This is a genomic window from Verminephrobacter eiseniae EF01-2 (genome assembly GCF_000015565.1).
GTDB classification, from domain to species: domain Bacteria; phylum Pseudomonadota; class Gammaproteobacteria; order Burkholderiales; family Burkholderiaceae_C; genus Acidovorax; species Acidovorax eiseniae.
The window spans coordinates 465,411-484,098 of the sequence record NC_008786.1; the positions used below are offsets into that span (position 1 = coordinate 465,411).

At 62.5% G+C, this 18,688-nt stretch carries 14 protein-coding genes and 1 pseudogene; 3 read left to right on the plus strand and 12 right to left on the minus strand.

The genetic code is table 11. From position 1 onward, the window contains the following. The first annotated feature begins 3 nt into the window (after positions 1-3). From VEIS_RS02035 to VEIS_RS02045, 3 genes are read left to right on the plus strand one after another with little or no spacing between them, the layout of a single operon-like run. Entirely contained in the window at positions 4-834 is an 831-nt protein-coding gene (locus VEIS_RS02035) for an ABC transporter permease (RefSeq protein ID WP_011808216.1), read from the plus strand. Beyond that, positions 831-2,423, plus strand: a complete 1,593-nt coding sequence (locus VEIS_RS02040) for an ABC transporter ATP-binding protein (RefSeq protein WP_011808217.1) — start codon at positions 831-833, stop codon at positions 2,421-2,423. Before VEIS_RS02035 ends, VEIS_RS02040 begins: the two co-directional genes overlap by 4 nt. Further along, positions 2,398-4,470: a CocE/NonD family hydrolase gene (locus VEIS_RS02045; protein ID WP_011808218.1), complete on the plus strand. Its 2,073-nt coding sequence runs from the start codon at positions 2,398-2,400 to the stop codon at positions 4,468-4,470. Before VEIS_RS02040 ends, VEIS_RS02045 begins: the two co-directional genes overlap by 26 nt. Before the next feature lie 469 nt (positions 4,471-4,939). Here the strand turns inward: VEIS_RS02045 and VEIS_RS02050 are convergent, their stop codons facing one another. The 12 genes and pseudogenes from VEIS_RS02050 to VEIS_RS02095 all read right to left on the minus strand — a co-directional run bounded on the left by VEIS_RS02050 (position 4,940) and on the right by VEIS_RS02095 (position 18,639). Continuing rightward, a complete protein-coding gene (locus VEIS_RS02050) occupies positions 4,940-6,421 on the minus strand; it encodes an amidohydrolase family protein (RefSeq protein ID WP_011808220.1) in 1,482 nt (493 codons plus the stop codon). Positions 6,422-6,434: 13 nt separating this feature from the next. Then, entirely contained in the window at positions 6,435-7,634 is a 1,200-nt protein-coding gene (locus VEIS_RS02055; RefSeq protein WP_011808221.1) for an amidohydrolase family protein, read from the minus strand. 139 nt (positions 7,635-7,773) lie between these two features. After that, entirely contained in the window at positions 7,774-9,225 is a 1,452-nt protein-coding gene (locus VEIS_RS02060) for an amidohydrolase family protein (RefSeq protein ID WP_011808222.1), read from the minus strand. A gap of 13 nt (positions 9,226-9,238) precedes the next feature. Further along, positions 9,239-9,610 (minus strand): oligopeptide/dipeptide ABC transporter ATP-binding protein, encoded by a 372-nt coding sequence (locus VEIS_RS31435; protein ID WP_407831852.1) that lies wholly within the window; start codon positions 9,608-9,610, stop codon positions 9,239-9,241. 78 nt (positions 9,611-9,688) lie between these two features. Further along, positions 9,689-10,210, minus strand: a pseudogene (locus VEIS_RS31440) (ATP-binding cassette domain-containing protein); the annotation flags it as partial. A 128-nt stretch (positions 10,211-10,338) separates the two neighbouring features. Then, the gene (locus VEIS_RS02070; protein ID WP_011808224.1) at positions 10,339-11,334 is read right to left on the minus strand and encodes an ABC transporter ATP-binding protein; all 996 of its coding nucleotides are present in this window, start codon (positions 11,332-11,334) and stop codon (positions 10,339-10,341) included. A 9-nt stretch (positions 11,335-11,343) separates the two neighbouring features. After that, positions 11,344-12,267, minus strand: a complete 924-nt coding sequence (locus VEIS_RS02075) for an ABC transporter permease (protein WP_011808225.1) — start codon at positions 12,265-12,267, stop codon at positions 11,344-11,346. A 39-nt stretch (positions 12,268-12,306) separates the two neighbouring features. Beyond that, positions 12,307-13,272, minus strand: coding sequence for an ABC transporter permease (locus VEIS_RS02080; RefSeq protein WP_011808226.1), 966 nt, complete (start codon positions 13,270-13,272; stop codon positions 12,307-12,309). Between the two features lie 42 nt (positions 13,273-13,314). After that, positions 13,315-14,985, minus strand: coding sequence for an ABC transporter substrate-binding protein (locus VEIS_RS02085; RefSeq protein ID WP_232287818.1), 1,671 nt, complete (start codon positions 14,983-14,985; stop codon positions 13,315-13,317). Next, complete coding sequence (locus VEIS_RS02090) at positions 14,964-16,547, minus strand: ABC transporter substrate-binding protein (RefSeq protein WP_011808228.1); 1,584 nt, start codon at positions 16,545-16,547, stop codon at positions 14,964-14,966. The genes VEIS_RS02085 and VEIS_RS02090 overlap by 22 nt, the downstream gene beginning before the upstream one ends. Positions 16,548-17,221: 674 nt before the next feature. Further along, positions 17,222-17,413: a hypothetical protein gene (locus VEIS_RS28060; protein WP_157048357.1), complete on the minus strand. Its 192-nt coding sequence runs from the start codon at positions 17,411-17,413 to the stop codon at positions 17,222-17,224. Next, complete coding sequence (locus VEIS_RS02095; protein WP_041949744.1) at positions 17,413-18,639, minus strand: helix-turn-helix domain-containing protein; 1,227 nt, start codon at positions 18,637-18,639, stop codon at positions 17,413-17,415. The genes VEIS_RS28060 and VEIS_RS02095 overlap by 1 nt, the downstream gene beginning before the upstream one ends. Positions 18,640-18,688: the final 49 nt, after the last annotated feature.

The window sequence follows — 18,688 nt, forward strand, 5'->3', positions numbered from 1 at the left end:
CATATGAAAATATTTGGCAAAACCGTGGCCGCCAGCGCTGTCGGCGGCGGCCTGATCGTCGTGGCGCTGGCGGGCCTGGTCTTGCTGGCGCCGCTGGTGGCACCGCATGGCGAGACCGAAACCGTTGGCGATATCTGGCTGCTGCCGGGCGCGGAGCATCTGCTTGGCACCGACAGCATCGGGCGCGACATGCTTTCGCGGCTGTTATACGGCGGGCGCACTACGCTTGGCATCGCGCTTGCAGTCAGTTTGCTCTCCTTTTCCCTGGGCATCGTCAGCGGCTTTGCCGCCGTGGTGCTCGGACGCTACGTCGATCTGCTGCTCTCGCGTCTGGTCGATACGTTGATGGCGATTCCGGTGCTGATCTTCGCGCTGATGATTCTCTCGGTGCTTGGCACCTCGGTGCCGGTGTTGATCTGCACCATCGCCGTGCTGGACGCCACGCGGGTGTTCCGGCTGGCGCGGCTGGTGGCGCAAGGCATCATGGTGCAAGAGTATGTGGAAGCGGCGCGGCTGCGTGGCGAAGGGTTGGGCTGGATTATCCGGCGCGAGATTTTGCCCAACGCGGTGCCGGCCTTGCTGGCGGAATTCGGCATGCGCTTTGGCTTCACCATCCTGTTCGTCGCCGGCCTGAGTTTTCTCGGCCTGGGCATTCAGCCGCCGTATGCAGACTGGGGCGGCATGGTGCGTGACAACGCGCAGGCGATCAATTTCGGCGGTATCGCGCCACTCTTTCCGGCGCTGGCAATTGCGCTGTTGACGATAGGCATCAACCTCGTGGTGGATTGGCTGCTGTCCGTGCGGGCACAGGGGCAGGCGGGGTCGATGGCATGAGCAACATACTCGACATGCGCAATTTGCGGGTGCAGGCGCCCACGGGCCAGGTGTTGGTCGATGGCGTCAGTCTGACGCTGGCAGTGGGTGAGGTGCTGGGCTTGATCGGCGAATCCGGCGCGGGCAAGTCAACCATCGGCCTGGCCGCGCTGGGTTATGCGCGCGGCCAGTGCCGCATCGTGGATGGCGAAGTCTGGCTGGCGGGCGAAAACATCATGGCGGCCAGTTCTGCGCAACGTCGCGCCTTGCGCGGCAGCCGCATCGCTTACGTGGCGCAGAGTGCGGCAGCAGCGTTCAACCCCGCATTGACGATCGGTGCGCAAGTGGTGGAAGGGCCGCTGCGCCACGGCTCGATGACGCGCGCGGCAGCGCTCGCATGGGCACGCGAGCTGTACCTGGCGCTCGATCTGCCGGACCCTGACCACTTTGGCCAGCGCTATGCGCATCAAGTGTCCGGGGGGCAGTTGCAACGTGCGATGGTCGCCATGGCAATGTCGTGCAAGCCGGATGTGCTGGTGCTCGACGAGCCGACCAGCGCCCTCGACGTGACCACGCAAATCGAAGTGCTGGTGATCTTGCGCAAGGTGGTGCGCGAGTTTGGCACTGCCGCGCTCTACATTTCGCACGATCTGGCGCTGGTTGCGCAGATTGCCGACCGGGTGCTGGTGCTGCGTCACGGCAAGCAGGTAGAGGAGGGCCGCACGGAGGCGGTGCTGCATGCGCCACGCGAGGCTTATACGCAGCAACTGGTGGCCGAGCGCGCCGCCACCACTGCCCCGCAGGCGCAGGCCGGCACTGCGCCTCTGCTGACCGTCGAAAACCTCACCGCCGGCTACCACGGCAACACCATTTTGCGCGAGATCAACTTCACGCTTGGGCGCGGCGAAACCCTGGCGCTGGTCGGAGAATCGGGCAGCGGCAAGAGCACCGTGGCACGCGCCATCGTCGGCTTGATCGCGCAGCAGAGCGGCCGCTTGCGCTTCGATGCCGAGCCGTTGCCGGCGCAGCTTGGCGCGCGCACACGCGAGCACAAGCGGCGCATACAGTTGGTGTATCAGTTGCCGGATGTCGCGCTCAACCCGCAGCAAAGCATCCATGAAATCATAGGCCGACCGGCGTCCTTTTATTTTGGCCTCGATGCAAAGGCTGCGCGCTCGCGGGTGCGCGAGCTGCTGCAATTGGTGGCCCTGCCGGAATCCTGCATCGACCGCCGACCCGGGCAATTGTCGGGCGGGCAGAAGCAGCGTGTCTGTATCGCAAGGGCGTTAGCAGCCAAGCCCGACCTGATCATTTGCGATGAAGTCACGTCCGCACTCGACCCGCTGGTCGCCGAAGGCATACTGCAACTGCTGGAGTCGCTGCAAGAACGCATCGGCCTGTCATACCTGTTCATCACACACGACCTTGGCACCGTGCGCCGCATCGCGCAGCGCGTGGCGGTGATGCTGAGCGGCGAAATCATCGCCTGCGGTCAGACCGACACCATTTTCAGCGCGCCAATGCACCCCTACACCGAGCGGCTTTTGTCCTCGGTGCCAGAGATGCGCATGGGCTGGCTGGACCATGCACTGGCGCGCCAACGACCATGACACCACGCTACGACAAGAGACAGGCGCCATGCAAGACAAGCACGTGATCGAGAACGTCTGGATAGACTTGCAGGACGGCACCAGGCTCGCCGCCCGCATCTGGCTGCCCGCCGATGCGCACGCGCGGCCGGCGCCCGCGATTCTCGAATACATTCCCTATCGCAAACGCGACGGCACGCGCATGCGCGATGAACCCATGCACGGTTACTTCGCCGCGCATGGCTACGCCGCCGTGCGCGTCGACATGCGCGGCTCAGGCGATTCGGATGGTTCGATGGCGGACGAATACCTGGCGCTCGAACAAGACGACGCGCTCGAAGTGATCGCCTGGATTGCGCGCCAGCCCTGGTGCAACGGCGCGCTCGGCATGATGGGCAAGTCGTGGGGCGGCTTCAATGCGCTACAGGTCGCTGCGCGCCGCCCGGCAGCGCTCAAGGCCATCATTACCGTCTGCTCCACGGACGATCGCTACGCCGACGACATCCACTTCAAGGGCGGCTGCCTGCTCAACGACAATCTCTGGTGGGGCAGCATCATGCTCGCCTATCAGGGGCGGCCGCCTGACCCGGCCCTGGTCGGCGATGGCTGGCGGCAAGCCTGGCTGCAACGGCTCGACCAGATGCCGCTGTTTCCCGCGTTATGGATGGCGCACCCGTGGCGCGACGCGTATTGGCAGCACGGCTCCGTGTGCGAGGACTGGTCGGCCATCGAGTGCCCGGTGTTTGCCGTGGGAGGTTGGGCGGATAGCTACACGAACGCCGTATTCCGCCTGCTGGCCCATCTCAAGGTGCCAACCCAAGGCTTGATCGGACCCTGGGCGCATATCTACCCGCAAGATGCCGTGCCCGGTCCGGCCATCGGCTTTCTGCAAGAGGCGCTGCAATGGTGGGACCGCTGGCTCAAGCCTGACGCCGCGCCCGCCGCTGCGCCCACTGTCTCGCCCGCCGCCTTGCGGATCTGGCTGGAGACTTCGCGCTCGCCCGCCACCACACACCTGCACAGCCCCGGACGCTGGATTGCCGAAGCCGCCTGGCCCAGCCGGAACGTGCAGATGCAGACCTGGTATCTGGGCCAGGGAACACTGGTCGCTGCGCGCCCGCAAACTGCCAGCATCACGGTCTGCACACCGCAGGGACACGGCATCGCCGCAGGCGAGTGGATGGGCACCGGCGTGCCGGGCGAATCCCCTGCCGATCAACGGCTGGATGACGGCTGGGCCACCGTGTTCGACAGTGCGCCGCTGAGCGCGCCGCTGGTCATACTCGGCATGCCGGAGTTGGAGCTGGAACTGGAAAGCGACAAGCCGGTCGCCCATCTGTGCGCGCGGCTATCGGAAGTGCTGCCAGACGGTGCCGTCACCCGTTGCAGCTATGCGGTGTTCAACCTGACACAGCGCGATGGCGCCGCCACGCCAACGCCGCTCGAGCCGCAGCGCCGCTACACGGTGCGCATTGCACTGGACGCCTGCGCACATGAATGCGCGCCGGGCAGCCGCATCCGGGTAGCGCTCGCCACCACCTATTGGCCCTTGGTGTGGCCAGCGCCCGAACACGCGACGCTGACCGTGCAGTCGGGGGCCAGCGCGCTGCATCTGCCTGTTCGCAAGGTCGGGCACGAGATCGCGGTGGCGCCCTTCGCCGCCCCCGAACGCGGCCCGGCCACCCCCGTCGAAGTCTTGCGCAACAGCAGCATCGAGCGCAGCGCGACATACGATCTGGCGCGTGACGAATGGACTTATGTGACCGAGAGTCTTGGCGGACTATTCGGCGAAGGCGTGCTGCGACTGACGGAAATCGACACCAGCGTCGAACACAATTTGCGCCGCCAACTGACAGTGCGCGGCAAGGATCCCTTGTCGGCGCGCTACACGATCACCCAGAGCTACAGGATGGGTCGGCCTGGTTGGGAAATCGACATCGAAACGGCGCTTCACATGCGCGCCGACGCAACGCACTTCCACCTGGACGGGACCTTGACGGCACGCGAGAATGGCAGCGAAGTCCGCCAGCGTCGTTGGCAAGAGACATTGCCGCGGTTGTTGTTCTGAATCTCCTTGTGCGATCATTGCGCATCCAGCGGAGGCATTTATGTCTATTCCTCTGTCACTGCCCGAAAACCTGGAAACCCGGGTAAAAAACTGGTATCGATATTGCCGCGCCGCCCATCCCGGAGCACGGCTCGAAGCGGTGACGGGTCGGCCACTCTCGTTGGCGACAGTGGGCAAGGCGGCCAGTCACGCGGCCAGACGCAGGTTTATTTGACGCCCTTGCATGCAAAAACCCAAACGATCGGGTCGCTCATCGTCAACATCCGCACGGCTTCACGGCATGTCCATCTTGAATCACGACAGGTGGTCAGGTGGTTGTGATTTCTCCCATGAGAAATCCTGCGATGATCGTGATTTGTGCAAGACCCCATCATCTGCGATGAGTCTGCGCAATCTGCGGATGACTTTGTTCCAGCCGCAGATTGCGCAGATAACGCAGATTCCGGCATCGCCATGATTTATGCAAAGATCAACAGCCGCCCGCAGCAGCCTCAGCCCACGGAAACACCGGATGAAAAATACGCTCCAGCGGCGGCTGGCCGAAGGCGCGTGATGGGTGGCTGGCCATCAGTTTAGCGAATTGCCTGTCCGCCTGCGCTTGCAAAGCGGCTGAATCCGTGGCGCCGACCTGAAAATCTTCCATCACGCAACGCCCGCCGATATAGCTGGCGCGGCAGTCGCTGCCTCGTCCGGCCAGGATCAGGTTTTTCAGCGGCTCGAAGAATGGCCCCAGGTGCGCGCCCTTCAGATCGAACACGACGATATCGGCCAGGGCGCCGGCGCTGAGCCGCCCCAGGTCGTCTCGCCCCAGCGCCTTGGCGCCGCCAAGGGTGGCGGCGTTGAACATGTCGGCGGTGCTGGTCTGTGTGCTGTCGCCTTCCAGCACGCGGGCGATATACAGGCCGATTTGCATGTTGTGCAGCAGGTCTGGCGGCCAGGTGTCGGTGCCCAGCCCGAGGTTGATGCCGGCGGCCCGGTAGCGGCCAAAGGAGTTGAGCGCTCCGCCGCTGCGCGCAAATACCGCCGGGCAGTGCACCAGGCTGACTTCCGAGGCTGTCAGGCGCTGCCAATCGTCGGCGGATGGGTCGGACACCTGCGGGTGGCCGCTGAAATAAATGCCGTGCGGAAGGATGGCGCGCGCGTTCAGCAGGCCGGTGCGTTCCAGCCAGCCTAGCGGGGTGGTGTTGCGCAGGCGCTTGACCATTTCAAATTCATACACCGATTGGCAGCAGTGCAGGCGCACCGGTGCGTTCAATTCGGCGCTGGCGGCGGCGGTGCGCTCCAGCAGGGCTGGCGTGCAGGTTTCTATCCGGTCTGGCGCCAGCAGGCCGCGAATGAGGCCGTTGCCGCTGCCGTCGAAATCGCGGCAAAAGCGCAGCGCTTCATCCAATCCGGCCAGTCCGCGTGCTTCGTCCCAAAACTGGCCCAGGCTGCGGTCCCGGCGCACGTAGCTGATGCCGCTCATGTAGGCCGGGCCGATATAGGCCCGAATGCCGAGTTCGATGGCAATCTCGGCAACGTTGGCAAATTCCTGATAATGCTCGGCCCACTGGCGGTAGTACATCGAGGTGATCGGCAGCGCGGTGGTGATGCCGTTGCGGATCAATTGCGTGAATGCGTAGCGATATTTGAAGCGTTCTTCTTCTTCGGTGTAGGTTTCCCACGGGCCGCGCTCCAGATATTCTTCCGACCACATCCGACCCATTTCGAGCCGGTTGCCGTTGTCCAGGGTCAGTACCGTGGAATCGAGGTCGCCCAGCGCATCCAGATCGATGAGTCCGGGGCAGATGAGCGCATGTCCATAATCGACGGTGCGGTCGACGGTACCAGGAAAGTTGCGACCGACAAACTCGATCCGGTCGCCGGAAAAGACCACTTCGCCGTTTTGCCATAGCTCATGGCCAGCGCCGTTGAAGCCAATGACATAAGAAGCCTTGAGACAGGTGCGCATGTTTGCCCGCCTTTCATTGCTGTCCTGCAAATTGGCCGGCGCGCGCCACTATCCGCCCACGGCTGATGACGGTGCGCATGGCGGGACGATTGATCAGTGCTTCGCTTGGATTTTCTGCCGGCACCAGCACGAAATTGGCGGGGCATCCAACGTCCAGGCCGTAGTTGGCGATTCCCAGCGCCCGGGCACCGCCGGCGCTCACGATGTCGAAGGCCATGGCCAGTTCCTGATCTTTGTTCCAGCGATAGCGCAGCGCAATCAGCATCGCCCGCTCCAGCATGTCGCCGTTGCCCATGGGGCTCCAGGGGTCGCGTATGCCATCCGAGCCGGAGCAGACATTGACGCCACGGCTGCGCAGCAAGGCAACCGGCGGCACGTCGATGCCTGCGTTGCCGGAGGTCATGATCGAGATGCCCAACTCGGCCAGCCGGTCGGCCAGCGGCAGCAATTGCTCGGTGGGCAGCATGCCAAGGCAGAAGGCGTGGCTGATCATGACGCGGCCAGACCGGCCGCAGGCTTTGGTGAAGTCGGCGATGCGTTCCACCTGCCACAGCCCCAGGCTGCCACGGTCGTGCAGATGGATGTCGATGCCTCGGTCGTAGCGCGTTGCCAATGCAAATATGCCTTCGAGATGCCGGATGGGGTCGCCGTCCATGCCCGCCGGGTCCAGCCCGCCGACATGCTCCACGCCCAGTTCCAGCGCTGCGCGCATCAACTCCAGGGTGCCCGGCTGAATCAGCATGCCGGCTTGGGGAAAGGCGACAAACTGCATGTCGATGACATCGCGGTAGCGTTCGCGCAGCGCCAGCATCGCGTGGACACGCTCCAGCTTCAACTCCGGGTCGATATCGATGTGACAGCGAAAATACAGCGAGCCACGCGCAATGCAATGCTCGATCAAGGGGCCGGCGCGCTCTGCCAGCGGCACGTCGATGGCCCTGAGCACGCGCCGCTCATTGGCAACCTTGTCGCTCAAGCCTGGCCCCGAGGTGTTGGAATGCCAAGCCATGCCCCACAGCGTTTTGTCGAAATGGACATGGCTTTCCACCAATCCGGGCAATAGCAACCGAGCGCCGCCATCCAGCAGGCAGGGGATATCCGCTGCGGCACTGCCGGCGGGCACGATGGCGCCTATCGTTGCCCGATGCAGCACGATATCGACGGCAGCCGCGCCCAGCGGACGCACATTGCGTATGACTTGATCGCCTGTCATGGAAATGCTCCTGTAAAAATAGTCAGGATGAGGGCTGAAGGAGGAAGGCTGAAAGATGGAGGATGAAGGATGAAAATTGCCCTGCAACGGTGGGTGCGGGGTTCGGCCTTCATCCTTTCGACTTCAGCCTTCAGCCTTATCAATAATGGCTCGCCCCCCAGAGCCGGGGCGGCGCGTCGAGCAGATGGCGCAGGCCGCTGCGCTCCAGCATGCGTTCGGCCTCGATCGTGACGCGCTCCAGCACTTCGGTTTCATCGACGGACAGCACGCGGTAATCTTCCATCAGGATGTTGCCATCGACGATGGTGGTGCAGACGTCGCCGGCATTGGCAAAGCAGGTGATGCGGTAGACCGGCATGTTCAGCGGCATCAGGTGCGGCTTGAACAGATCGACCAGAATGATGTCGGCTTTCTTGCCGGCTTCGAGCGAGCCGATGTCCTGCTCCATCGATAGCGCCCGGGCCGCATCGATGGTCACCATTTCCAGCACTTTGCCATGCGGCAATACGCCGGCATCGCGGAAGTGGCGCCGGTGGTAGTGCATGCACTGCGACATGTGGCGGAACATGTCATAGCCGCGATCGGGCGCTGCGCCGTCGGAGCCGATGGCCACGTTGACGCCGGCGTCGATCAGTTCCGGCACCGGGCAGCGCCCGCGAATCGACATGATGGCGCTGGGGTTGTGCACGATGGAAGTGCCGGTTTCGCGGCACAGGGCAATGTCTTCCCCGGTCAGGTCGATGGCATGCGACATGAACGATGCGCGACCCAGCAAACCCAGTTCCCGGTGGGCAAATGCGAGGGTGCCGGCGCGATGGCCGTCCTGCGTGAAGGTCAGCCCGCGTGCACGCGCCAGCGCCATGTATTGCCCGGCCTGGCTGCGATAGATGGCTTCGAAGGCGGCGAGTTCAGGGTCGAAGGCCGGGCCATACACCGGCAATGTCAGCGCGATCTTGATGCGCTGGTCTGCGCTGTCGTGGCATGCGTCGATGATGGCTTGGCAGACCGCATACATGGTGTCGAAATCGACCGCCCGCACGGTCGCGCCATGGGCTGCATAAGTGGTGTAGTTGCGCGGCGCCGGCGGGCGCGACGGGCCGACGGCCACCACGGAGCGGGTGCCGGTTTTGGCCACCGCCGCGCAGTGGCGCTGCGCATACACGGGGTCGTCCACGCGCATGATGGAGTCGCCCCCGCCCAGCAGCGACACGCCCGTGGTCACGCCGGCTTTCAAGCGCTCCAGCGCGGCCAGATGCGATTCGACTTCCCAAAAATTTTCGTCGGAGGCGCTGGTGTAAATGGTTTTGCAGGCATGCATCCAGGCCTCGCCGTTGCCGCCGCCCATGGTCTTGAGCATCGCGTGGCCGGCGTGCGCATGCGCATCGATCAAGCCCGGCAATACCGCCTTGCGGCGCGCATCGAGCACGCGCGCGGCCTGGTAGCGCTGCCGCAATGCGTCCGTGGCGCCGACGGCGACGATCCGCTGGCCGTGGACGGCCAGCGCGCCATCGTCGAGCACGCGGCGCTGCGCATCCATGGTGATGATGCAGCCATGTTCGATCAATACATCGATCTGCTGTAAGTTTTGCATGATGTGTGAATGCTCAGGCCGCTGATGCGTGCACGGTGGGAACGACCGCATGGCAGGCCACTGCGCTGCCGTCGGCGGCGGCTTTGAGCAATGGCGTTTCGCTGCGGCAGCGCTCCATGGCCAGCGGACAACGTGGATGAAAGGTGCAGCCGCCGGGCGGATCGAGCGGGCTTGGCACATCGCCGCTGGCATTGCGCACGCGACGGCGGCCATGTTCCAGCCGGGGAATCGCATCCATCAGCAGTTGCGTGTAGGGATGCTGTGGCCGCTCGAACAGCATTTCGGTCGGCGCCACCTCGACCAGTCGCCCCAGGTACATGACGCCGACCCGGGTCGAGATGAAGCGCACGACCGCCAGGTTGTGGCTGATGAACAGGCTGGTCATGCCTTCCTCGCGCTGCAGGCGCTTGAGCAGATTGAGTATCTGCGCCTGCACCGAGACATCCAGCGCCGAGGTCGGCTCGTCGCAGACCAGAAACGAAGGCTCTCCCGCCAGCGCGCGCGCAATCGAAATCCGCTGCCGCTGTCCGCCAGAAAATTCGTGCGGAAACTTGCTCACATCCGCTGCCGCCAGGCCAACCCGTTGCAGCAGTTCGACCACGCGCAGATCGACCCCGGCCGCGCCGCGCAAGCCCTGAAAGCGGATAGGCTCGGCGATGGTCGAGCCGACCCGCCAGCGCGCATTGAGCGAGGCATACGGGTCCTGGAAAATCATTTGCACCCGGTGCGGGCGTTGCGCACCCTGCGCATCGAACGCGATGGCACCCGCCGTCGGACGGTCCAGTCCGGCGACCATGCGCGCCAAGGTGGTCTTGCCGCAGCCCGATTCGCCGACCAGACTGAACGTGGTGCCCAGCGGAATGTCGAAACTGACGCCATCGACCGATTTGACGGTGCGCCCCTGCGCCTGGAAGTAGCGCTTGACCTCGCTGACCTTGAGATACGGCCGGTCCATATGCTCCATATCAAGCTCGCTCATCATCATTGAGAACCATCACTGTCAACGCCATGTCGTCTGCACCCATCTGCGCAATCCGCAGAGGGCGCAGATTCACGCCGATTGGGAAACAGGCTGAACCGAATGTGTGTGCCATCTCTCTATTTGTGCGAAGGTCAATGATCAACCGGATGCCAGCAATCGACCTGACTGTTGCCGAGCGACCGGATTTCTGCCCGGCGCTCCCGGCATTGCGGGGTGACCGCCGGGCAGCGCGGATTGAAGGCGCAGCCTTGCGGCTTGGCATTCAGGCGCGGCATGGCGCCTTCGATTTGCGTCAGCCATTCGACGGCATGCTCGAGCGGCGGAATGGCGCCCATCAGACCGCGTGAATAGGGATGGCGCGGCGCCGATACGATATCTTCCACCGGCCCCTGCTCCACGATGCGACCGGCGTACATGACGGCCACCCGGTCGGCGTTTTCTGCGATCACGCCCATATCGTGCGTCACCAGCAAAATCGCGGTGCCGCGCTCGCGGCACAACTGCTTCAACAACTCCAGCACCTGCGCTTGCACCGACACATCCAGCGCCGTGGTGGGCTCGTCGGCGACCACCAGTTTCGGCTCGGCGCACAGCGCCAGGGCAATCACGATGCGTTGGCGCATGCCGCCGGAAAACTGGTGCGGATAAGCATGCAGGCGCTCTTGCGGCGCAGGAATGCCGACGGCGCGCATCCACTCCACTGCGCGCTGCGCCGCTTCTTTTGGCCCGATCTCCAGGTGGGTCGTCATGGTCTCGATCAACTGGTCGCCGATTGTCAGCAAGGGGTTCAGGCTCACCAACGGGTCTTGAAAAATCGCGCCGATCTGCTTGCCGCGAATTTTCCGCATGGCTTGCGGCCCCAAGGTGTCCAAACGCCTGCCGTCGAACAAAATGGCGCCAGACGCCACCCGCGCCGGGGCATCCAGCAGGCCGAGCACCGCCATGCCGGTGAGCGATTTGCCGGCGCCGGATTCACCGACAAAGCCGACAATCTCGCCCGCATGAATCGCAAATGAAACGTCCTCCAACGCCTTGAGCACACCGTGGCGCGTGGGAATCTCCACATGCAGGTTCGCTACTTGCAGCAACGGCGGGCGCTGGCTATGGCGCTCGTTCATGACAACCATGTCGCTTCCTTATTTCAAGCGCGGATTGAGCACATCGCGCAGCCAGTCGCCGAACAGATTGATCGCCAGCACCAGCACCATCAGGCACACGCCGGGCATCACCGTGACCCACCACTCGCCCGCAAACAGCACCTCATTGCCCAGCCGGATCAAGGTCCCCAGCGAAGGCGAGGTCGGCGGCACGCCGAGACCCAGAAAGCTCAGCGTGGCTTCCGTCAAAATCGCCATGCCGATGGACAAGGTGGCAATCACCAAGACCGGGTTGAGCACATTGGGCAAGACATGGCAAAACAGAATCCGCCATTTCCCCAGACCAATCAGGCGCGCCGCGTTGACATAATCCTTGGACTGCTCGACCATGGTCACGCCGCGCACGGTGCGCGCATACTGCACCCAGTTCGACAATCCGATCGCTGCCACCACGACCCAAATGGCGACCTGCTCCTGGATTTCCTTGGGCAGCACGGTGCGCGCCAGGCCATCGATCAGCAAGGCCACCAAAATCGTCGGAAAACTCAGTTGCACATCGGCCACGCGCATGATGAAATTATCCAGGCGGCCACCCGCATAACCGCTGAACAGGCCGAGCGTGACGCCGATGACCATCGACAACACCGTCGCGGTAATGGCAACGATCAGCGATACGCGCAAGCCGTACAACATCACCGACAGCAAATCGCGCCCCTGGCCATCCGTGCCGAACCAATACATCGGCGCGCCGCCCTCCAGCCAGGCCGGTGGCATGCGCGCATCCATCAGATTCAAGGCGGCGGGGTCGAAGGGGTCTTGCGTCGCCAGCCAGGGCGCAAACAGGGCGAACATTGCGTAAAGCGCCAGCACCGCAGCGCCGATCAAGGCTTCCGGGCTGCGCAAAAAGCTGTAACTCAAATCCGAGTTGCGGGCGCGCTGCAAAAAGGCGAGTAGTGCGGCCATCTCTCTATTCCCGTGTTCCTGTGTTCCTGTGGACCGGCATCAGGAGACACGCAAGCGCGGGTCGACCAGAAAGTAAAGCAGGTCGGCGACCATATTGATCAGCACGAACATCAGCGCAATCAACATCAGATAGGCGGCAATCAGCGGCACGTCGCTAAAGGTAATCGCCTGGATGATCAGCATGCCAAGGCCGGGCCATTGAAATACCGTTTCGGTAATGATGGCAAACGCGATCATCGAGCCAAGCTGCAAACCGACCACGGTAATGATGGGAATCAAGGTGTTCTTCAAGGCGTGGTGAAAATGGATGGAGCGCTCGCGGATGCCGCGTGCCCGCGCAAACTTGATGTAATCGCTGCGCATCACCTCCAGCATTTCTGCGCGCGTCAAGCGCATGAACAGGGTGAGTTGGAACAGGGACAGCGTGATCGTCGGCATGACCAGCGACTTCCAGCCACTGGCAGTCAACAGGCCCGTGGTCCAGAAACCGACACTGACCACCTCCCCTCTGCCAAACGACGGCAACCAGTGCAATTCGACGGAAAACAGCAAAATCAGCGCGATGCCGATCAGAAAGGACGGCACCGAAATCCCGATCAGCGACACCACCTGCAAAGCGCGGGCACCCCAGGCTTTGCGCCGGATACCCGCGTAAATGCCCAGCGGCAGGCCCAGGCCGAGTGCCAGCAAAGCCGCGCACAGGCTCAGTTCCAGCGTGGCCGGGATGCGGCTGGCGATGACCCGCGAGACCGGCTCCAGATTGCGGTACGACACGCCAAACTCGCCTTGCAGCGCGCGCCCGAGAAAGAGCAGATATTGCACCGGCAGCGGCGCATCCAGCCCGAGCCGGGCGCGCAAGGCTTCTTTTTCGGCCTGTGTTGCGGTCTCGCCCACCAGGTTATTCACCGGGTCGCCAATGAAGTTGAAAATCGCAAAAGAAACCATCGACACCACCAACATGACCGCCAAGCCATTGGCAAGACGCTGTGCAAGAAATCGAAGCATGGGCTGGTCCAGAAAATCAGGGATGGCGGAACAAGCGCGGTCTCATTTGACGGTGATCAGCCACAGGCGCAGCTGATTATCCGGCGACTGGCGCAAGTCGATCCCCTTCTTCGCCGCCCAGATCACCGGCTGCTGATGCAGCGGAATATGTGAAATATCGTTGCGCTCTATCGCCACCGCCGCGGTGATCAGTTGATTGCGTTTGGCAAGGTCGAGTTCACTGGCGATTTTGGGCAGGTAGGCGTCAAATCTCGGGTTGGAATACCGGCCTGAATTGAGGCCGCCAATGTTTGCCGTCTGTGTGCCCACCACATCCTTGAGAATCGCGTAGGTATCGGCCATCGGCAAACCGGCATGCCCCATCATGTACAGCGACACATCGTTGGTGTTCAGGCGCTGGTTCCATTTTGCAGCCGGCTCTATCATGGGGTTGGCCTTGATGCCGACGCGCGCGAGCATGGCCGTGATGGCAAGGCAGAGTTGCTCGTCATAGACATAACGATTGTTCGGGCACTGCAAGCCGACGGAAAAACCATTGGGATAGCCGGCATCGGCCAGCAGTTTTTTCGCCGCCGCCGTATCGTAGGCAAAGGCGCGCTGGTTCAAGCTCGCCGGCGCACCGTTCAGGAACGGAGAAATCAAACTGCCCGCCGGCCAGGAAGCGCCGCGCATCACCGCCCGCTTGAGCACCTCGACATCGATGGCCTGATACAGCGCCTGCCTGACGCGCAAATCCTTGAACGGGTTCTTGCCCTTGACATTGCCATACAGCAATTCATCGCGGAACTGGTCCATGCCCAGGAAGATGGTGCGCAGTTCAGGCCCCTGAACGACATCGATGGCCGCCCCCTGCTGCAAACGCTGGACATCTTGCACCGGCACGCTGACCGACACATCCACCACGCCCGACAACAAGGACGAAGTGCGCGTGGCATCCGACTTGATCGGCGTAAATACGACGTTGCTCAGATTGTGCCGCGGCTTTTTGTCCCACCAGTGCGGATTGGCAAGAAACTCCGTCCTGACATCGATTTCGCGTGATTTCACGATGAAGGGGCCGGTGCCATTGGTATGGCGGTTGGCGTAGTTCTCTTTTTTCTGCATGAGATCGCTGGCCTCGGTCGCATTGTTCGCCTCCGACCAAGACTTGCTCATCACCAGAAATTGCACCAACTCGTTCAACAGGGTCGGAAATGGGGCATGGGTTTCGATATCGACCGTGTATTGATCCACCTTGCGCACTTCCTTGATATCGCTCAGGTTGATCCGCACCAGCGAGCCGGGCGAACTCGCACGGGACCAGGTAAACACCACATCATCGGCATCAAACGCTTCGCCGTTGTGAAACTTCACCCCGCGCCGCAAATGGAAGCGCCAGACCACGGGATTGCGCATTTTCCAGGACTCGGCCAGCGCCGGCTCGATCTGCAATTTGTCGTTGAAGCGCACCAGGGACTCATACACATTGGTCACGAATGCGTTGGTAAATGAGTTGGTCGACGAATGCGGGTCCATCGACAGCGCATCCAGCCCCGCCGTCCATGTCAATGTTTTGGCAGGCAGGGCCGTGTGGACACCAATGGCCAGCATCACCCCAAGCACGAGGCGCAGGTTTGAAATTTTCATTGAAACGGCATCCTTTCGCTTTGAAAATCTGATGGAGCGGCCCTGGCGTTCGGGCGGGCAAGGTTCTACTTGACCGTGACCAGCCACAGGCGCAGTTGGTTATCCGGCGATTGGTGCAATTCAATACCCTTTTTCGCCGCCCAGATCACCGGCTGCTGATGCAGCGGAATATGTGAAATATCGTTGCGCTCTATCGTCACCGCCTCGGTGATCAACTGGTTGCGTTTGGCGGTATCGAGCTCGCTGGCGATTTTCGGCAGGTATTCGTCAAACTTCGGATTGGAATACCGGCCTGCGTTCAAGCCGCCAATGGTTGCCGTGTGCGTGCCCACGACATCCTTGAGAATCGCGTAGGCATCGGCCATCGGCAACCCGGCATGGCTCATGATGTAGAGCGACAAATCGGTCGAATTCAAACGATCGATCCATTTTGCGATGGGCTCTATCATCAGATTGACCTTGATGCCGACACGCGAGAGCATGGTGCCGATGGCCAGGCACAACTGCTCGCTATACACCAGGCGGCTGTTCGGGCACTGCATGCCAACGGAAAAACCGTTGGGATAGCCGGCATCGGCCAGCAATTTTTTCGCCGCCGCCGGATCGTAGGCAAGGACGCGCTTGTTCAAGCTCACCGGTGCGCCATTCAAAAATGGGGAAATCATGGTAGCGGCCGGCCAGGAAGCGCCGCGCATCACCGCCCGCTTGAGCGCCTCGACATCGATGGCCTGATACATCGCCTGCCTGACGCGCAAATCCTTGAACGGGTTCTTGCCCTTGACATCGCTATACAGCAACTCATCACGAGCATGGTCCATGCCAAGAGAGATGGTGCGCAATTCCGGGCCTTGAACAAGGTTGATGGCAGCCCCCGCCTGCAAGCGCTGGACATCCTGCACCGGCACATCGACCGACACATCCACCACGCCCGACAACAACGAAGAAGTGCGCGTCGCATCCGACTTGATCGGCATAAACGCCACATCGCTCAGATTATGGCGCAGCTTTTTGTCCCACCAGTTCGGGTTGGCAACGAACTCCGTCTTGATATCGACCTCGCGCGATTTCATGATGAAAGGGCCGGTGCCATTGGTATGGCGGTTGGCGAAATTTTCCTTTTTCTGCGTGATATCGCTGGCTTCGGTCGCATTGTTCGCCTCCGACCAAGACTTGCTCATGACCAGCAATTGCACCAGTTCATTCAGCAGGGTGGGAAATGGCGTTTTGGTCTCGATATCGACCGTGTACTGATCTACCTTGCGCACCTCCTTGATGTCGCTCAGGTTGCCCCGCACCAGCGAGCCGGGCGAATTCACGCGGGCCCAGGTAAACACGACATCATCGGCGCCAAACGCTTCGCCATTATGGAATTTCACGCCGCGCCGCAGATTGAAACGCCAGACCATGGGAGTGGTCATTTTCCAGGACTCGGCCAGCGCCGGTTCTATCTTCAGTTTGTCATCGAAACGCACCAGAGATTCATACACATTGGTGACAAAGGCGTTGGTAAACGTGCTGTTGGACGAATGCGGGTCCATCGATACCGCATCCATCCCCGCCGTCCACGCCAAGGTTTTGGCGCTTGCCGGCAGCGCCGCAGCAAGACTGATGACCAGCATCGCCATGATGCGCAGGTTTGAAATTCTCATTGGGCAAACTCCTTTTTCACTTTAAAAACCAAATCTCGCGGACTTGGCGACCGAATCACCGAATTGCTCAGGGCAGCGCCACCCCCCAGTGGCGCGCACCCCTGCGCAAACCCGTTCACTGTCGGCGGGCAATGAACTGATCACATGGTGACGGTCCGTTTCGGTCTTGGTGCCGATCACGCATGTGGAGTCGATACAGGCTGCCGAAGTGATTTTCTTCCAGTGTTCCTTGAGGCCCGGGGTAGCCAGCCAGTAAACACGATTTCTGAACCGTTTACAACTGCTTATCGTAAGTCGTTGAATGTAAACAAACTTTGATGCTCCGGCCCCGCCCCGGATGCCTTCGGCCTGGCAAAGCCGGTCGCGCCGTGTCCCTTGGTTTGGGAAACGCGACCGCCTTGCGCGGCGCGGGTGATGCACAGCGGCGCGGGCATCGGAATGGGCCGGCGGTGCGACGAGTTCGAGGGGCCAGGTGCCCGGTCTTCGGGGTCCGGGGTTGACTGGAGTTATGGCAACGCGGGCTTGGTACTCGTTGCCGCGCTGCTATGTCACCTTGCAAATAGCGGCACAAAATGAAATCGATGCATCCCGTGTCATGGCAAGGCGCAAATCGGATGAATGCATTTTGGTGCTGCGATGATTTGCAACGCCGCCTTGGTGCCAAAGGCGCGGCTTCATGTGCTGTTATTTGTGGTGCAGGGCACTAGTGTCGCGTCACCGATCATCTGTCGGTCTGCGCTGGCCATCGAAGCGCATCGCGGCGTTGCATCGCTTGCCAATACACTCGGTATGGGCTGCGCGATGCGCCTTGCGCTACGCTCCGATGGCTGCGCGCAGCCTACGACATCTGATCGGTGACGCGACACTAGCCGCGCAACCGGCGATAGAGCGTGCCGCGCGACACGCGCAGTTGCCGCGCCGTCTGCGCGACATTGCCGCTGTGCGCAGCGAGCGTTTCTTCGATCAGTTTGCGGCTGTGCCCGCGCAGCGTTGTTTCTGCAGCGGGCGCGGGCACGCCGCAGTCCGTGCGCTCGCAGGCTTCGGCGGTGTCTGTCTTTGCCTCCCGTTCGATGGCGCGCGGCGCTGCCTCGCCCGGCATCGCCACGGCATGTCGCCAGTTCGCACCGTCGGCGCCTTTGATGTGCGCCTGCACCCACACACCCAGCCCGCTCGCCAGCCGCAGCGGCTGCGCCGCCTCTCGCCGCTCCAGCCGCTGCAGGCTTGCAAGGTCGTGTCCCAGCAGGCATTCGACATCGCGCCCATCGGCCACCTCGGGCAGCCGCCCCAGCAGCCGCGCGCCCACGTTGTTGAGCCACGCGATCGTGCCGTCCGGCGCGATGCCGGCCAGCGCTTCGAGCGGCGTGCCCAGCAGCGTGGGGCTGGCCTGAAAGCGCAGGATCAGGTGCTCGCGCGACTGCGCCTGCAGCAGCCGGTTCTCGATGATCGTGGCATAGAGCGACACGATCGACGCCGCGTCGAAGCCGAAGTGCTGCGCCTCCGCCGAGAGGTCGAGCACGCCGGCCAGTTGCCCTGTCACGTCACGGATCGGCGCAGCCGCGCACTGCATGTGGCACAGCACGTCGAAGAAATGTTCCGCGCCATTGACGGTGCACGCCTGCCCGGTGCTCGCCACGATGCCCGGCGCCGTGGTGCCGATCACGCGCTCGGAGATGTTCACGCCCACACGCGCGGTCTTGCGCAGCACCGGCTGGTGCGCGGCGGTGGACTGCTGCGTGGCATACACCACCACGCCCTCGCGGTCGATGAGGATCACGCGGCAATCGGTGCCCGCGAGCGCGTGCTCCATTTGCACCAGTTCCTGCCGCGCCACATCGAGTAGTTCGCGGTTGCGCGCAAGCGTGGCGTGCAGGCGGCTTGGCGTGACCGCATCGAAGGGCAAGATGCGCTGGCGGTCGGTGTGCGTGCGGCTGCAGCGCATCCACGACTGGATCACCGCCTCGCCGACGAGGCCCGAGGGGCGCACGCCTTCCTCGAAGAACTGCTGCCGCGCGAGCGCTACGCGCTGCACGGGCGTGCTGGCAAAAAGCTGGTGCGGTGCATTCGCCGTGCCGATTCTTCTGTCGAGGGCCATGGTGTTCACTGCCTTCTCGTTCGGGACCAGCGTCGAATGTGTTCTGCAA